The 17,482-nt window shown below is 44.6% G+C and carries 14 protein-coding genes; 7 read left to right on the top strand and 7 right to left on the bottom strand.

Features of this window, described 5'->3' with window-relative positions:
- Window positions 1-309: 309 nt before the first annotated feature.
- The 4 genes from QUB77_RS02470 (at window position 310) to QUB77_RS02455 (ending at window position 7,083) form a co-directional block, all read left to right on the top strand.
- Window positions 310-573: an HNH endonuclease gene (locus QUB77_RS02470; RefSeq protein ID WP_333173369.1), complete on the top strand. Its 264-nt coding sequence runs from the start codon at window positions 310-312 to the stop codon at window positions 571-573.
- Window positions 574-639: 66 nt separating this feature from the next.
- Window positions 640-1,335, top strand: a complete 696-nt coding sequence (locus QUB77_RS02465) for a hypothetical protein (RefSeq protein WP_333173367.1) — start codon at window positions 640-642, stop codon at window positions 1,333-1,335.
- Window positions 1,332-2,093 (top strand): DUF1822 family protein, encoded by a 762-nt coding sequence (locus QUB77_RS02460; RefSeq protein ID WP_333173364.1) that lies wholly within the window; start codon window positions 1,332-1,334, stop codon window positions 2,091-2,093. Before QUB77_RS02465 ends, QUB77_RS02460 begins: the two co-directional genes overlap by 4 nt.
- Before the next feature lie 58 nt (window positions 2,094-2,151).
- Window positions 2,152-7,083 carry a CHAT domain-containing tetratricopeptide repeat protein gene (locus QUB77_RS02455; protein WP_333173362.1) on the top strand — a complete coding sequence of 1,644 codons (4,932 nt, stop codon included), beginning with the start codon at window positions 2,152-2,154 and terminating at the stop codon, window positions 7,081-7,083.
- A gap of 86 nt (window positions 7,084-7,169) precedes the next feature.
- On the opposite strand, the gene QUB77_RS02450 is transcribed toward QUB77_RS02455, so the two are convergent.
- Window positions 7,170-8,420: an alpha/beta hydrolase gene (locus QUB77_RS02450; protein ID WP_333173360.1), complete on the bottom strand. Its 1,251-nt coding sequence runs from the start codon at window positions 8,418-8,420 to the stop codon at window positions 7,170-7,172.
- A 417-nt stretch (window positions 8,421-8,837) separates the two neighbouring features.
- On the opposite strand from QUB77_RS02450, the gene QUB77_RS02445 reads away from it, so the two are divergent.
- Window positions 8,838-12,386, top strand: a complete 3,549-nt coding sequence (locus QUB77_RS02445) for a PAS domain S-box protein (RefSeq protein ID WP_333173357.1) — start codon at window positions 8,838-8,840, stop codon at window positions 12,384-12,386.
- 365 nt (window positions 12,387-12,751) lie between these two features.
- On the opposite strand, the gene QUB77_RS02440 is transcribed toward QUB77_RS02445, so the two are convergent.
- Genes QUB77_RS02440 through QUB77_RS02430 form a run of 3 tightly spaced genes read right to left on the bottom strand, consistent with a single transcriptional unit; the run spans window position 12,752 to window position 14,148 of the window.
- Window positions 12,752-12,913, bottom strand: coding sequence for a hypothetical protein (locus tag QUB77_RS02440; RefSeq protein ID WP_246276752.1), 162 nt, complete (start codon window positions 12,911-12,913; stop codon window positions 12,752-12,754).
- A gap of 7 nt (window positions 12,914-12,920) precedes the next feature.
- Window positions 12,921-13,919 (bottom strand): hypothetical protein, encoded by a 999-nt coding sequence (locus QUB77_RS02435; protein WP_333173355.1) that lies wholly within the window; start codon window positions 13,917-13,919, stop codon window positions 12,921-12,923.
- Window positions 13,903-14,148 carry a hypothetical protein gene (locus QUB77_RS02430; protein WP_333173352.1) on the bottom strand — a complete coding sequence of 82 codons (246 nt, stop codon included), beginning with the start codon at window positions 14,146-14,148 and terminating at the stop codon, window positions 13,903-13,905. The genes QUB77_RS02435 and QUB77_RS02430 overlap by 17 nt, the downstream gene beginning before the upstream one ends.
- 7 nt (window positions 14,149-14,155) lie before the next feature.
- Here QUB77_RS02430 and QUB77_RS02425 point away from each other — a divergent pair, with 7 nt between their 5' ends.
- A complete protein-coding gene (locus QUB77_RS02425) occupies window positions 14,156-14,437 on the top strand; it encodes a helix-turn-helix transcriptional regulator (RefSeq protein WP_333173350.1) in 282 nt (93 codons plus the stop codon).
- 327 nt (window positions 14,438-14,764) lie between these two features.
- Window positions 14,765-15,355 (top strand): helix-turn-helix transcriptional regulator, encoded by a 591-nt coding sequence (locus QUB77_RS02420; protein ID WP_333173348.1) that lies wholly within the window; start codon window positions 14,765-14,767, stop codon window positions 15,353-15,355.
- 159 nt (window positions 15,356-15,514) lie between these two features.
- On the opposite strand, the gene QUB77_RS02415 is transcribed toward QUB77_RS02420, so the two are convergent.
- The 3 genes from QUB77_RS02415 to QUB77_RS02405 form a co-directional block, all read right to left on the bottom strand.
- The gene (locus QUB77_RS02415; RefSeq protein WP_333068930.1) at window positions 15,515-16,180 is read right to left on the bottom strand and encodes a sulfotransferase family protein; all 666 of its coding nucleotides are present in this window, start codon (window positions 16,178-16,180) and stop codon (window positions 15,515-15,517) included.
- A 316-nt stretch (window positions 16,181-16,496) separates the two neighbouring features.
- Window positions 16,497-16,910 (bottom strand): alternative ribosome rescue aminoacyl-tRNA hydrolase ArfB, encoded by a 414-nt coding sequence (gene arfB / locus QUB77_RS02410; RefSeq protein WP_333038823.1) that lies wholly within the window; start codon window positions 16,908-16,910, stop codon window positions 16,497-16,499.
- A gap of 75 nt (window positions 16,911-16,985) precedes the next feature.
- Window positions 16,986-17,456 carry a restriction endonuclease gene (locus tag QUB77_RS02405; RefSeq protein WP_333173346.1) on the bottom strand — a complete coding sequence of 157 codons (471 nt, stop codon included), beginning with the start codon at window positions 17,454-17,456 and terminating at the stop codon, window positions 16,986-16,988.
- Window positions 17,457-17,482: the final 26 nt, after the last annotated feature.

Raw genomic sequence — 17,482 nt, 5'->3', positions numbered from 1 at the left:
ACTCTCTTATACAACAAGCGACAGACGTATAACTGCGTATTTAAGGATCGCGAATTAAATAATTTACACTCTTGAAAGTGGGCTGTAGGGGTTGGGCGTCCCGCCCGCCCTTTCTGGACGGGCGGGACGCCCATCCCACAAGAACCATCAAAATTCTAAGTTATTTAATTCTCAATCCTAAGTTCCTTTCAATGTGATGAAAAGACTTAAGGAAAGTGTTATCCCTCTGTTAGAAACTGCTGCGTAAATTTTTAGCAGGTAGCTGATACGTAAATGAACACGTAACAGCCGTGAGCCTCCCAAAGCTTTATGTCCCCAGCTTCAAGACGCAACAAGAGACGCCAACTTCTGGAACTGTACGGAAACCGCTGCCACTGGTGCAACAAGTCGATGCAGAAATCAGAAAGAACTATCGAACACTTACTCCCGAAAAGCCGAGGCGGGTCTAACGCACTCTCCAACCTGCGTTTAGCCTGCTTCAGTTGCAATAATTCGCGTGGAAATAGCCTCGAACCTCCTCCCGGCAAGAACTTACGCACACAAAGAGCTCAACCACATGAGAAAATAGCTTAGGATTTTCGCACCGTCGCGAATTTTCCTAGCTAATAAACAAACTAACTTGCTCCTCAAAAAAGTCGCATGGATGACCTAGATGGACGGTTAAGCGCTCTAATAGCAGAGGTGCGCCACAACCCAGCTAACAGTAGAAAATGGCGAACAACCATGCACAAGCTGTTATTGGAAATTCAACAACTACCAGGACTCAAAAAATCAGAGCATCAAAATTATCCTGCTGCCCTCAACCTTACTTTGGAATGGGCCAGTCGCGAGATTGCTAAATTTGAGTCGCGCCAATCTTCTGTTTCAAAAAGTTTGGTTAACTGGATTAACGGCTACCTGCGTTGGCGAATTCAAGATTTATATTCTCCTGACAAAGATGCTCCTCTTAGTTTAGATGCTCCGCTCGCAGCAGATATTGGGGAAACAACTCGGCTCGAACTATTACCAGATTTTACGCTCAGTGGGTTGGATGGCATGATTGAAAACGCTCAGAAAGAAACCACTCAGCGAATTGGTCTCGAACTAGAACTATATATCGAGCAAGATCCAGAAGGGAAGCTAAGAAATAGCTGCCCTGGTTCTTACCCGACGTGCAACTGCCAATTACTCAGCAAAAGAAGAGTGCTAAAAGACCCGCCTGACACATTTCGAGACTTAGCAAATGAGTTAAATGTCAAATACACCACTCTTAATTCTCACTGGAAGAGAAAATGCGAACCTTTGTTGCAAGAAATAGCCCTTTCTATAGGATATAAACAGGAATCACAACCATGAACATCGCAGAAATCCCTCTATTAACAGTACCGCTAGAGTTAAGAGCTCACGAAAGGGCCCGACAGTTGGCAGCCGTTCAAAGTACAGTCCAAAAAGGAAAACGAGTTTACTTGAATGCACTGGCAGTTTACGCAGTTCACAGCTATTTAAAATGGCTGCTAATTGAAACAGATTTGAATTCTTCCGATAGCTTCAATCCAGCAAAAACGGCGCTAGCTAATGTCGGTGACTTGGTAATTCCTGGCATTGGCTCCTTAGAATGCCGCCCAGTTTTACCGGGTGAAAAAACCATCTTCTTACCCGAAGAAGTAATAGAAAATCGGATTGGATATGTGGGAGTACAATTTAGCGATTGCTTAGACTCCGTACAACTATTGGGATTTGCTCCCAGCTTAGATAGCTCAAATCCACCGCAACAGTTAGCGGTAGCAGAATTAATGCCGATCGACACTTTAATTGAACAGATTACTCGTTTAGAAGAAGCCATCGCCTTCTTAGAAACAGACGATCCGGTGGCGGTACAAGTGCGAGATCAGATAGAAACTCAATCGCGGAGCAATATTGTTGCCCAATTAGAGCGTATTTATCGAACTTGCGAGGAGTACGAGTGGCGGTACGCAGCGGGAGAGATGTTAGCTGGAAGTACCGCAGGAGGGGAGTTTACTCGTGAAAGTGCAGATAGCGCCGACACTGATTTACAAGATTTAGCCGAAGCACTGCTGGAGAAGTTAGCAGAAATATGGAGAGATGCTGCGTAATTTTGGAGCGGATGGCTGATGTATATATGTAGTCTCCCCTTCGTAACCTGTAAAGAATATGGCAAAAGGATTCGGCCCGAAGAAAGCTCCCCAAACGACAAAACGTCAGACAGCTTATTTCAAGCTGATTCAAGCGCTTCTCAAATGTCCTCGCGGTAAGGAACTCAAGATTTTAAGGAAGCACGCGGATTTGGTAGATGTTGGTTTGGTCGAAATGATGGAAATGGTCGCTACAATTCTGGTAGGACAGAGGGAGTTTTATAGTGCTGAATTTTTAATTGATTTGGCTGATTTTTTATACAGTTCTTACATAGAAACACATGGGTCGCCAGTAACAGGCTCTTTTGTTAAAGCTCCAGCTTTCTTGTGGGAAGTATTGCGGACAATTCTGCTAAACCCAAGTGACCAACAAACTGTTTACCAGCTTTTAGCAACTAACAATGAAGTTTTTTTGCGACACTTTTGTATTTGGATAAATTACACGCTCCTGAAAAGCGAGCCAAAACTAAAAAAAGCGATCGCACTTTTTCTGATATCTTTCTGCAAAATGCTCTGGCTGTTTCCACTGGGCAATAGGGCAATTAACCTGGAAATTGCGATCGCAGGTTTTGAAGGATCTGCCAAAATTTTTACTCGTGAGGCTTACCTACAAGTATGGGCGCAAATCCAATTTGATTTAGCCCCTGCTTACCGGAATCGGATTTGGGGCGAGCGCTCCGAAAACATTGAAAAAGCCCTAACCGCTTGCACCAATGCTTTGCAAATTTTCACTCGCGATACTTCTCCCCAAGAGTGGGCGATGGTACAAAATAACCTCGGTCTTGTTTACAGTGACAGAATCGTCGGAGATAAAGCTGAGAATTTAGAAAAGGCGATCGCCTGTTATGAAACAGCCTTGCAAGTTGTTAGCCGCGATCGAGATCCTGAACTTTGGGGAACACTACAAAATAACCTGGCACTTGCTTACACTCGCCGAGTTGAAGGAGAGCGAGCGCAAAATTTCGAGAAAGCGATCGCTTGTTATCAAGTTGCCTTAAAAGTTCGCACTGATTCTGATTGGGCTAGTAGCCAATTTCACCTTGGTCTTGCCTATAGCGAAAGGATTTTAGGGGACAAAATCCAGAACCAGGAACGGGCGATCGCAGCCTACCAAGCAGCCTTACAAATTTATACTCTCGAAACCTATCCAGAAAGATGGGCTAAAACCCAGTTAGATTTGGGTTTTGCTTACCGCAAATTGGCACAAACTGCTAATGCTTTAACCTGTTTTGAAGCGGCATTAAAAGTCTTTACACCTGCTTCATTCCCTAGAGAGTGCATCGAAACCGGACTTGAGTTGGGAAAGGTAGCATTGGCTACTGGCAAAAAGGCAGAAGCTTTTGAAGGTTTTGAGATTGTAATTGAAGCTGTAGAGATGCTCAGCCGTTGGGGTGATTCTGAATCTTTACATCAACAAATTTCCCTAAAAAATTATGCTTACCTACAAATAGTAACGCTTTGCCTCGCCTGTGGAGAACGCGAAAAAGCCAGAGAATATGCCGCTCGCTCAGGCTCTCCTTTTATTTTAGACCTACTGCAAAATGTTCAAATCCAGCAAATAACTTCATTAGGGCAGTTTCTAGATCGAGCTTTGCAAACAGCTATCGAAAGCGAGACTAATCCGCAAGCCTTCTACCAACTTCTGGAAGATAACCTAGAGCAACTGAACGACAGTTTAGTAGAAAGATTAAACCATATACAATTAGTCTTATCTGAAGAATTACTCTTATCTGAATTAGGCCCAGCAGAAGAAATCAATCTAGCAGCGGCAATTCTCAAGTTTAGCAGCCTGATTCAACATTTTGATAAAGGCGATGAAGAGAACAACTGGAAGATTGCTAAGGCAGGCTACGAAGTTGCGGCCGCTGTTTTTACTCAAGAAAAATTTCCCGAACAGTGGGATTCCATCCAAAAGGAAACTCGCGCTCGTTTATTGTTTCAATTATTCAAAGCTCTTAACGAAAGTCAAAGAAATTTCCCAACTGTCGATCGATTGGCGGAAACAAACCCAGATAGACTCGACACCCTTGACAGGTTGGTGGAAACAAACCCAGATAGACTCGACAAGCATTTTTTCAGGGGACTGCCAAAAGTTAACATTGTGCTTGAAGCTAACCAAGATCGACTTGATGAACACTTTATTAAGGTGTTGCGATCTCGCTCGTTTGCTGTGCTATCTGAAGTGCCACCAGAACGGAAAAAAGAAATTGCTGCTGGCATTATAGGTTTAAGTCTGTGCATCCATGAATTTAAAAAAGGAAATCAAGCTAATAATTTAGAGATTGCGATCGCAGGTTATGAAATTGCTGCTACTGTCTTAACCCGCGAATCTACTCCAGAAGAATGGGCAAATTGTCAGATGTTTTTTGGCAGTGCTTATCATCACCGTTTTAAAGGAGATTGGGCCCAAAATCAAGAACGATCGATCGCCTGCTGCCAAAATGCCCTACAAGTATATACCCGCGAATCCTTTCCAGAAATGTGGGCAGCAATTCAAAATACTTTGGCTCTTGCTTATGGCAATCGAATTCGCGGAGATAGATTAGAGAATGCCGAATTAGCAAGAACCGCTTGTTTGGCAGCAATGGAAGTTTACACCCGCGAAGCAAATCCGAAATCATGGGCTCAAGTCCAAAACAATCTGGGTATTATTTACCGCGATCGCATTTGTGGCGACAGGGCAGAAAACTTGGAACAAGCGATCGCCTGTTATGAAAATGCCCTGTTATTCCGCACCCGCGAAGAATCCCCGGAACTTTGGGCGCAAACTCACATGAATCTTGCCTCTGCTTACCGCCACCGGCTTCATGGCGATCGGGTAGAAAATGTTGAAAAGGCGATCGCAGCTAACAAAGAAGCTTTGCAAGTTTACACTCAAGACGAGTTTCCCGCAGATTGGGCAGGAGTGCAAACGAATCTGGGCAACGCTTACGTGCATCGACTTAACGGCGATCGAAATGAGAATTTAGAAATAGCTATTGCTGCCCATCAAGCTGCTTTAAAAGTCTTTAACCCCGATGATTTTCCTAGAGAGTGGGCTATGGCTCAAATGAATCTGGGTAAATGTTACTTAATGGTGGAATCACGCGAAAAAGCGATCGCATCTTATCAATCTGCTTTGAAAGTTTGTACGCCAACAGCTTTTCCATTTGAATGCTTGAAGGCTGGAGAAACCCTTGGAAACATAGCATTTGTAATTAAAGATTGGCAGTTAGCCATTGAGGGATACGGTATCGCGATCGAAGCCGTAGAAACCAGCCGTACTTGGGCAACTTCTGAATTTCGCCGCCAAGAAATTTTGTCAGAGGCGATCGACATTTATGCAAACATCGTGCAAGCTTGCATCAATAATAAGCAGTTAGATAAAGCTGTTGAATACGTAGAGCGATCGCGCTCAAAACGCCTTGTAGACTTAATGGCAAGCAATGATCTCTATTCAAGTGCAGAAATTCCTGCTGAAATTCAACAGTATTTACAGGATTTTGAACGGCTACAGCAGCAAATTGACAAGGAACGAGGGCGCAATCAACCTAGCAACGACTTTGATAACAGCAAACTTGATAACAGTCGCGCAGCACTAGCAGCTTACAATCAAACAATTGACTTTCTTGAAACTGAAAAACTCCAAATTTGGGAACAACTTCGCCGTCTCGATCCGGTTCTGGCTGGTCAAATTCGAGTCAATCCTCTCAACTTCCCATCCATTCAGAAGCTGATCGACAAACCCACTACAGCTATTCTTAGCTTTTATACCACTGAAAGCGACACCTTGATCTTCGTCGTGCGGCAAAATGAGATTACCCTACACAATTGCACCGATTTAGGATTGGATGCTTTGCACGGATGGATTTTCCAAAATTGGTTAGGACAATATGTTGAGGATAAAGATTCTTGGAAAAAAGAGTTAGTAGGGATGCTAACTGAACTGGCAAAAAATTTAAATTTTAATGACCTAATTTTGTGGCATTTAGAAGGAATTTCCGAACTGATTATAGTTCCTCATTATGCCCTTCATCACATCCCCTTCGCTGCACTACCCATCGGAGATAACCGCTATTTAGGAGACAAATTTCTCATTCGTTATGCACCTAGTTGTCAAGTCCTACAATTCTGCCAGCAACGCCCTTCATTAGCCAGTAATCTGAACTGCGGCACTATTGAAGATGCGACGGGCGACTTGCCTTGTGCCAGCTTTGAAGGAGAGCAACTGGCAGTTCTTTATAGTATCCCAGACGATCGACGCTTAAAAGGTCGCCATCAAGCTACAGTTAGTAACTATCGAGAACTGGCGCAAACCGTCCAAATCCTCCACTCTAGCCACCACGCCCAGTCCCGCCTCGACAATCCCTTAGAATCGACATTAATTTTAGGAGATGGCTGCATTACTTTAGGTCAGCTAATGACTCCTGGATGGCGTTTCCCTCAGTTGTCGGATGTATTTCTTTCCTGCTGCGAAACAGGATTGGGATTGACTGACATTACTGGCGATATCCTTAGTTTTTCAACGGGTTTCTTGTCAGCGGGAGCCAGAAGTGTTATCAGTACGCTTTGGGCTGTCGATGATTTAGCTACGGCGCTTTTCTCCATTTTTTACTATCAAGAGTGGCAGCAGGGAAAGAATCGCACAGAAGCTATTAGACAAGCTCAAGTTAAATTGCGAGAGCTTACTGGCGATACCCTAGCTGCTAGTTATAAACCCCAACTCACAGAACTTTTGAAACACAAACTTATAGAAATCCACGCGCTCCGCAAAATATCCCAGGCAGAACGAGATGCTTGCTCATCCGGTTCCTCAGACTATCAGCAATACGATGAAGAATACGAAAACTATAAGATAATTGGTACACAAATTTATGGCTCTCTCAAAAATTTAGATAAATATTGTCAAGAATCAAAGCCTTTTTCTCACCCTTTTTACTGGGCACCTTTTACCTGCACTGGGATTCGGTAAAATTAAATTACATTTAAATAGTCAACAAAAGTTATGCCCGCATCCTTACAAGGTTGGTGCGATAATTAATGATAAAGTTTCAACTTTTATTTAACTCGTTGGTAATCCGAAGACTTCAGAGCATAAGCCAAAAAGCGTTCTGTGTAGTACAAAGCTAATTGATTGCTCGGCCCATTAAAAACTGCATCAAAGGCGTGTTCAGCCCAAGGAATTTCGAGCAAAATAGCCCGCTCGCCCGTGGCTCGCAATCGTTCGTATAGCGATCGACCAAACTTAGCCTGAACGATATGGTCGCGACCTGCATAAACCAGTAGAGAAGGGGGAAGATTCGGTTTAATATAATTTATGGGAGAAGCCCGACGGTAAAGCTCATTGAGTTCGTCTGGCGTCCCTCCCAGAAAAGCACGCAAGACGGCTCGAACGTTTATGGCATCAGGAAAAGGTGGGTCATTGTATCCCCGGATCAGGTCATTTGGCCCGTAATAGTTCACCACTGCTCTTATGGGAAGCACACTAGAATCATAAGCAGTTAGCATTGCTAAATGGGCACCTGCAGACCTTCCCATCAAAGCAATGCGATCGAGATCGATTTCCCAATCAGCAGCATGAGTTTTGATATAGGAAAGAGCGGCTTGTACGTCCTCAAGCTGAGCAGGAAATCGATATTTTGGAGCGTGGCGGTAATCAATTGCAACCACACAATAGCCTTGGGCGGCCATGTAGCGGCTGAATTCCTCATTGTAATCGGGATTGCCTCTTTGCCAAGCTCCTCCGTAGATGGTGATAATCGTTGGATATTTGCCAATTTGCATCGGCCGGTAAAGGTTTAGTTGCAGTGAAACTCCGTCAGGGTTGGCAAATCCAATAGTGCGATCGATCCTAACGTCTCTGATGGGAATTCCTCGGAACGCATCTGCGAGGATAAACGGTTGAGGGCGTAGCTGCGCGCGATCGGCTTGAGGAATTGCTGCTAAATAGTTTTCCCCTAAAACTGCTTGCATTTGGGTAGCTATGGCTGCATTGGCTGCGGGAAACTGCATCAGGGGTAGCAGGCTCAGGATGAGGGCGAACAGGTTACAAATCAGTAAAATAATGTAGACTTTGCCTTGATGCCGTCTGAGCAAGTTCAGCACAAGGGCGATCGTATTGATACCGACCAACCAAGGACTGATTTCGGGTGCTCCCACCGCCAAAGGGTAAAGGGACATCGTGGGTGCTGGTACGATGACCCAGAGACTGAGAAATAGTGCGATCGCACTCAGGAACCAAGAAATAAATGGCGAGACTAAGAATGCTGCGAATAAAGGTAACTTTTTGCGGTTCTTCTTGTGGATCATCGGATTTTCGCAGCCTAATTTTTAATCAGTTTAAATTAATCTGGCGGTTTTTATTGGTAAGTCGATCGCATCTGGTCTTACCAAACCAGCAGCTTCGACTCCATCACATCCTGCTGCGAAAAGGCTTTGTAGCGTTCTAATTTTATCAGGATTTACGCATAAACACTATATAGTGTTAAGGAGGTTCAAATTTCTAAACAGTGATTTCACCGCTTGCTAGAATCTAAAATAATCGGAACCATAACTGACTAAAAATACTATAGCAATCCTTGCAGGAGTCGTAAAAAGATGTACGGGTAATGCTAAGAGTGCCTACGCCAGCCAAGGCGGGGCAACCGGGCGTGGGTTTTGCCCCTACAATAATTACACAAATGATTTAGGATCGGTATAATAGGTAAATAGGCAGGACTAACCGCAATGAATGTAGAACGTACACACTCCTTGAATGATCGAGAAGAGCTTACTGTAAATTTTTCTCAAGAGCTATGTACGGACTGCCAAGCACTCGAAGCACGACGATTTGCGGTGATAGTCGATCACATGGCAGAGGCCTTTATTTCTATTAATTCAGAGTGGCACTGCACCTATGTCAACCATAAAGCAGAGCAGCTTTTAAACAAAAAGCGGCAATACCTGATAGGCAAAAATATATGGACTATATTTTCGATCGATCTTACTTCTGAGCTATATAAGTATTGTCATCAAGCGATAGTAACGCCAACAGAGATCGAGTTTGAAGAACATTACCCCTCAGTCAACAAGTGGTTGAGAATTCGCCTCATCAAGAGTGAAGATGGCTTACTTATTTACTTCCAAGACACAACTCAAACATCTCAACTCGATCGACAATTGAAAGCCGAAATCGCCAAGTGCCAGCAGGTGGAAGCCACTCTTCAAAAAGAACAGGACTTTTTGAAGGCAATTTTAAACAACGTTCAAGCTGGCATTGTAGCGTGCGATGCCGAGGGCATATTGACGGTATTTAACCAAGCAGCTAAAGATTTTCATGGAGTACCTCAGCAGCCAGTTCCACCGGAGCAATGGGCCCAGTATTATAACTTGTATTTGCCCGACGGCAAAACACGGATGAATACAGAGGATATTCCCCTGTTCCAGGCATTGCAAGGGCACAACGTTCGTGATGTGGAAATGATGATTGTTCCGCAGCAGGGAACTGCGCGAATGCTGTTAGCAACTGGACAGGCGATTATTGCCGCCAATGGCGAAAAACAGGGTGCAGTGGTCGTGATGCACGACATTACACAACGCAAGCAGGCAGAAACTGCTCTGCGTGAGCGTGAAGCGCAATTATCGAGCATCTTCCAAACTATTCCTGATGGCATCATTATTCTAGATTCTACCGGACAGATTATTGCCGCAAATAGGACAGCAGAGAGGATTTTAAGATTAACTAGCAGCGACATTGTGGAGCGAGGTTATAACGATCCATCCTGGTTCATTACAACTGTGGATGGTCATCCTTTCCCAGAAGATGAACTGCCGTTTGCGAGGGTGATGGAAACTGGTGAGCCTGTTTATGGTATAGAACATGGTATTTGCCATGCCGATGGAACTCGCAGGATTCTCTCGATCAATGCTTCCCCTTTGTTTGACGCGGAGGGACAAATTATCAATATCATTGCTGCTTTCAGCGACATTACTGAACGCAAGCAAACCGAAGACGAACGAGTACAGCTTGTTCAAGAACAGGCAGCCCGTGCTTTAGCAGAGGTTTCTCAACAACAATCAGCATTTTTAGCCCAAGTGAGTGCTATCCTTTCCTCTTCACTAGAGTATGAACAAACTCTCCAAAGCGTTGCAAAGCTGGCAGTTCCTTATTTTGCAGATTGGTGTAGTGTCGATCTGCTGAATGACGATCGCACAATTGGTCGTGTTGCGGTGGCTCATTGTGATCCCGAAAAAGTCAAGTTTGGCTGGGAGTTGGCTCAACGCTTTCCCAGACATCTCAATGATGGGTATGGCATTGCTAAAGTGATGCAAACAGGACAGGTTGAAATTGGGATTGAGATTACAGATGAACAGTTAGTTGCCGCAGTGCCGAATGCTGAATACCTGGAAATCTTACGTGGAGTTGGGTTAAAGTCCTGCATCATTGCACCCCTACAAGCACGCGGGCGCGTGTTGGGTAGCATTACCTTTGTGTTTACTGAATCCGATCGCCGCTATCGCCTAGAAGACATTGCCCTAGCTGAAGATTTGGCTCGTCGGGCAGCGATCGCCATTGATAACGCTCGTCTCTATAATGAAACACAACAAGCGAAATTAGCCGCCGAACTCGCTGCTAACCGGACGGCTCGACTGCTGGCGGTGATGACGGCTTTGTCTGAATCCCTAACTTCGGCTCAAGTGGCTCAGGTGATTATTGAACAGGGAATGTCCGCACTCGGAGCAAGTTGTGGTTTGGTTGCGGTATTAAACCAGGATGCGAGCGAACTGGAGATTATTCAAGCCATTGGCTATGAACACGTAGAAGACTTTCTGCGTAGTTTTTCAATTCATGCACCCTATCCTCTCGCAGAAGCTGTGCGAAGTGGGCAACCTGTTTGGGTAGAAACTATTGAAAACCGAATTGCCCGTTATCCTCATTTAGCCGAAGCGTATGCCAAGGCTGGCTCAGAAGCCTGGATTTCCGTGCCATTGTTGATTGAAGGACAAGCCGTTGGTGGGCTATCGCTGAGTTTTTCGACTGTTCCCCGACTTTCCGAGAGCGATCGGGCTTTTGTTTTGGCACTGGCACAGCAGTCGGCGCAGTCGATCGACCGAGCACGTCTCTACGAGTCAGAATCGCAAGCACGGACACAAGCAGAAGCAGCTAACCGAATTAAAGATGAGTTCTTAGCTGTCTTGTCGCACGAATTGCGAACTCCGTTGAATCCGATTCTGGGTTGGACTCGACTGCTGCGAAGGGGAACCCTGGATTCTCGCAAGACGGCGCTAGCTCTCGAAACGATTGAACGCAATACCCAGTTGCAAGTTCAACTGATTGAGGATTTGCTGGATATTTCTCGCATTCTGCAAGGCAAGCTGAGTTTGGACTCTACTCCTATTAATTTGAAAACAACTCTTAAAGCTGCGATCGAAACAGTTCGTTTAGCCGCCGAAGCGAAAAACATTCAAATTCAAACTCACCTAGAACCCAATGTCGGCGATGTGTTAGGAGATGCTACCAGATTGCAACAGGTTGTCTGGAATTTGCTCACCAATGCCATTAAGTTCACCCCAACTGGAGGTCGAGTTGAAGTTGAGCTAAAAAGGATTGATTCCTTTGCTCAAATTCAAGTCAGGGATACAGGAAAAGGGATTAAGCCAGAATTTATTCCCTATGTATTTGACACATTTCGGCAAGCCGATAGCAGTATTACGAGAACATTTGGTGGGTTAGGGCTGGGATTAGCGATCGTGCGTCACGTCGTTGAGCTACATGGTGGGACTGTCAAAGCCGAAAGTTTTGGAGAAGGACAGGGAGCAACATTTACTGTCACACTTCCCTTATTAGCCAGAAGCAATGATGCAAACAGCGATCGCAAGGACAATCTATCACTCAATGCTCACACTTCACCCTTGGCTAGATTATGTATCCTGGCCGTCGATGACGAAGTAGACAATTTAGAGTTAGTTCAATGTATTTTGGAGCAAGCGGGAGCCACCGTGATCTATGTATCTTCAGCCACAGAGGCGCTACAACAACTGACTAAATTTAAGCCAGATGTTTTGATTGCTGATATTGGGATGCCACAAATCGATGGCTATGAGTTGATTCGTCAAATCAGACAACTATCGACAGATGATGGAGGGCAGATTCCCGCGATCGCTCTGACAGCGTATGCAGGTGAGACTAATCAACAGCAAGCACTAGCAGCCGGATTTCAAAAGCATCTTCCCAAGCCCGTTGAGCCTGAAACGTTAGTGGAGACAATTGAGCAAATGCTTCATCGAATAGAGTAAGGCAGAGCATTAAACATCTCCGCAAATTAAGCTTCAGCTACCTCGGTACAAGGATTTCAAGTTGATTATTGGAGAAGTCTTTTGAGTATAGTCTGGGAAAATGTCACGAATTGAGGGCTAGCCTAATGCTGCTTGGCCTCGATGTAGGAACAGGCTCTGCTAAGGCATTGCTCCCCAAAACCCAAAACATCGTTGACACCAACCCTCCGCCCACAACGCGGGAACTTTAAACTTGGCCCCACAGTTGGGAAATTCCGACTGTAAACGCAACTAATGTCGATCGCCCCCAGCATCTCCAAATCATATCAAATCCGATCGCCAGTCCATCTCAGGACACGGCACTGCGCCGTGTCCTTAGCCGTAACTTATCGGCGACAGCCCTCGGCGATCGCCCTTAACACCGCTAGCCGCACTTCTGGATGAGATTTTTCCAGCCCGTTAGCCCGAAAAATCCAGTGTCCGCCGCCCGCGTGCTCGATCGCAATCTTTTGTCCGTCAGGCAAAACTATTTGCCACCAATTCAACACAGTGGCTTTAATAAGGTGGCACTGAATTTCGTTCAGTTGAGCCTCCATTAATTTCAGTTGACGCATGATTGGATTTTGGGCAGATGACTTCATGATTTTTCTCATTAAATGAATTCGACTGTTTCTCGGCTTTGATTTCACTTTGCCGATTTTTGAACTTAACTTCACCTTCCGAAGTTTTTGCCTTAACTTCCCTTTCCGAAGTTTTCGCCTTAACTTCCCTTTTACCACCTTTAGGGCCAACTTTGACTCCAAAACCTTTAGACTTAACTTTTCCTGGGGCAGAAGTTGAAGTCTGTTCCGTTGCCGGCTTCTTAAACTCCGCGTCTAATTGGTCTAAAATCTCCTCTTGTTCGGGAGTATGTTCCGCTGGCTGCTCTAAATTTCTGGGATTGTATTCGCCAACCAACCTTGCCAAAAATTCGGAAATTGACAGTCCGGCTGCGGCTGCTTTTTTCGTTAAAATGGCGTAGGTGTCGGTTTTAATGCGAATTTGTTTGAGCCGGAGGTTGGGATTGTTGTCAACTGTTTCGGCAATAGTTACTGCGGTAATCCTTTCTTTTGGTATGACATCGACAACTTCTTGCCACTTTTCCTGTAAACGACAGTCGCCATATTGGTCGGTAATTGCGTGTTTGAACAAAGGGACAACTTGAGCGACGCAGCTAGGCAAAATCTCAAATCCAGCTTTAATTAAGCGCAGGCAAATACTCGCAGCTTTGATAATTTGCGTGCAGTAAAAATACTGCCTGCCTAATGCTTGTTCGCAGTAACTTTTAAAAGTTTTGAACTTGTCTTTGTACAATCGCAGTTTTCGGATGGCGTCCAGCATGATTCCTTGCCGCACGTAGTCGAGAAATCCCCTTTTAATTTCGCCTGTCAGGTAGTCTAAATCGTGAAAGGGAGATTGATTCTGGATTTCTTCTTCAAAGTCTAGCAGCGGGCCTGCAAAGTGAAAGTTGGAGGCGACATCGCCTAGGTAGAAGTTGTCAATTGATGTGGACATGATCTGGAATGGTTCGAGAAAGGGCACGATAGCACGGAAGTTGTGCGATCGCAAAGTTGAAGTTTTGGTCGGGATCTTTGGTACAATTTTGAGTTGGGTTGTGCTGTGGGTCGATCGACCTTTTACATGGCATCACCTCAAAGCGGTTATTCAAAACTGCACGTTTTGGCTGTTCGGCCTGACCGACCAGCTTTTGTTCTGTTACTTCTGTCTCATTATGAGATGTCAATTTAATTATGTCAAGTATGACATCTCAAATTGAGATTTATGTTACAATGTCATCAAGAAAAGAACGAAGACAGGAGGGCAATTCACCATTGGAAGCCCTAAGAATCAACAAAACAGACTTATCACAAGATGAGTTTGCTTTTAGATGTGGGATTCCCAGGGCCACGTATCATAGATGGATATCTGGAGCCACAGAACCAAAATTTTCTCTCTTTCAGTTGAAAGCTATTTGCCGAGAACTAAAAATAGAAAAAATAGATGAACTTCCAGAGAGCTTTGGGCCGAATTAGCAATTAAATTAAACCAACAGTTAAAAAATTCTTACTGCTGATACAATTTTGAGTTGTGTTGTCCTGTGAGGTCGATCGACCTTTTACATAACACCACCTCCTCGGCGTTGAGAAAAAGGGGCTTGAGGTATGCGCCCAACCCCCGAAAATACGCTTGGGTATGCAAGCACAATTGATAGACACGAAAAATCAGGCGGTTCTTCAAACCTGCATTTTGACGAAAGGAGGCTCGCCCGGCCGCCCTTGCTTTTCCTATCTACTAGCAGTTTAGTGCCAGATACCAAGGATGTCAAGCACTATTTTGCTAGCAATTAACTGCTATAATTAATGGAAGCTGAAGATCGAGAAACGATAACCTTGAAAAACCTTAGAGAAAGTGCAAATTTGACCCAGCCCGAACTTAGTCGTCGAATGGGGGTAGGAATTCGCATTATTGGCGATTGGGAACGAGGGGAATCCATTCCTCGCTTCGATCGCGTCATTGCTCTGGCGCGCGAGCTAGGCGTACCTCTAAAAACACTTGCTAGATGTATGGGATTAGACGTAGCCAAAATTCCCGATGACCTACAAGCATTAAGTGTACTTCATCTTTCGGCGGAGGTCAAGAAGCTAGAAGCCGTGAAACAAGCTTCAGGTATTGTGGCCGAAAATTCGCAAGAAAAGGAAAAGTCTCCATTAAGGCTTCTCAGAGAACAAGCTGGGCTAACCCGCCCTCAAGTCAAACAACATATCGGCGTTTCTGAGCGGATGCAAGCTGACTGGGAATCAGGAAAGTCTATGCCAACTGTTGAAAACGTAGCTGCACTGGCTAACCTGTACCAGGTTTCTCTAAAAACTATGTTTGAGGTTTTAGGATTAGACGTAACTAAAATTCCCGATGACTTACCAAGTCGTGAGCCCTCACCGAACGACAACTAACAAGCACAGCTAAATCATGGTGTTGACATTTGATACAATTTTGAGTCAGGCTGTGAGGTCGATCGACCTTAACCCGACCAAGATCGAACCTACCCCTGGAAGGGGGGGAAAGGTACATCGTGATAATAAGTAATTTTTAATTGGGCAGGAACTTCAATGCTAGTAAAGCTCTTTTGATGCCTGTTGAAATGTGGCGCGATCGTTGAGATGTGGAAAAGGCTTGTCAGGAGGAACAGATACGCCAAGGAAGTGACACAAGGGTTCCCAACCCTCCTTCACTTGGTAAACTAACAGGCGCTCTGGTGGAACCAAACGTTTGACTTCTTCAATGTGTTGATTGAAAATTCCGATCGCGTAGGGTTTATCCTCAAATTTCCCTTGAAAATCCTTCCCCCAAACATCTTTATCTGCCATGCGGAAGATGCGAACTAGATTCCGCAGCTTTGGAGAAAATGGGAGCGATAAAGCCATCTTTAGCTTCTCCCAACCTTTTGGCCCTGCTTGGTAGATTGTTTTCAAGGTACTCTCATACCAACTATCTGCATCTCGAATACTCAACAGAACTTTAGCATCAGGATAGTGCTGCATAAGTTGACTGTAGTAACGATAACCTGGGTAATCTACTATTGCTTGGTAGCCATCAAACAAAGCATCCCAATTGACTGGTTTTCCCTGGCTGGCATCCTCCCAGAACTTTACATCAGAAGGGTGTGTTAGAAGTTCTACCATGTGGTAGCATTTACTAAAACCGAGTTCTTCTAAAGCAGCTTTGATAGATAGCGTTCCCGTTCGTCCAAAACCTGCACCAATCACCTTAATTGCCATAAATTCCTCAATATTCTGCTTCCATTAAAAGTCGAAGCCCACTGCCTCAATTGTAGATCGGGCGATCGCGCAACAGTTCTGGTACTAGGGTATAGATTTTCCCCCCTAGGTGTAGCGACCTGCAATACTAAACGCTCTGTCCCTGCAAGGCTGCGATTTTTGAGGATGGATTAATTGCAACTGAAATTACTGTTGAGCCAGGATTAACTGCAACACAAACCCAGGGCTAACTGCAACTGAGCCTGCAATCATCCATTTCGACCGGAATTAACTGCAACCGATCGATGTCTAGAGGGTGACAAGGATCTTTCATCGATCAATCCGTGACTTTCCCTCTCAAAGCTTTAATCTGCCCTCGCTTGGTTTTGCTGTCGAGACGCTTGCGCTGGGAACTACGAGTTGCTTTGCTGGGTTTGCGCCTTTTCGGTATGACGATCGCACTTTTAATCAGTTCTTGCAGCCGTCTCAAAGCCTCCTCCCGGTTTTGTTCCTGGCTGCGGTGTTCCTGCGCTTTAATCACAATCACACCTTCGGAGGTGATGCGCTGGTCGTTGATTTGCAACAAACGCTCCTTGTAGCGATCGGGCAATGAAGAAGCTGGGATATCAAAGCGCAAGTGAATCGCACTGGCCACCTTATTTACATTTTGCCCCCCCGCGCCTTGAGAGCGAATGGCACTAATCTCGATTTCGCGATCGTCTATGAACACTGTATTAGAAATTTGTAGCATGATTCATCATCAGTGAAATTAAAGATACTGGGAAAGCAGTGCATCTTTTATATATAACTTAGTTTAGTATATAAATTATTTACAATTCTTAGCTGTCAAGATGAATTCGATGAGTTTTTTTCTATCCCATAACTCTACGTCGTTAGATTTAGCAAGATTGTAAGCATTTTCTGTAAATCGGTTGTTGGTGATGACTCTGCCTTTATTTCCTTTGTAATGTCTGACGGCTCCTGCTACTTCTTGAACTGCTTTAATCCCAACTGGATTTTTGCTTCTTTTCGCTTGAACCACGGTTTTTAACCCATCTTTGTATAAAATTAAATCCGCCCCATAATCTTGACTATCTTGAGTTAAAGTAACACTATAGCCACCGTTTATAAAATGGAAATAGAGAAAATTTTCAAACTCTTTTCCCGTCATTTCATCTACTTCCAGAATACCACTGTCTAATAAACGTTTTCTTGACTCTTCTTCTTTCAATGTATCCAATACTGAGATCGCAATTTCACCTAGAACGGCAGCAGCTCTGACTATAAAAGGTTTCATAAAATTATATCGTTTCCGGTTGCATC

This window comes from Microcoleus sp. AT9b-C3 (genome assembly GCF_036705485.1).
GTDB lineage: Bacteria > Cyanobacteriota > Cyanobacteriia > Cyanobacteriales > Microcoleaceae > Microcoleus.
This window is presented reverse-complemented; position numbering and strand designations above follow the sequence as displayed.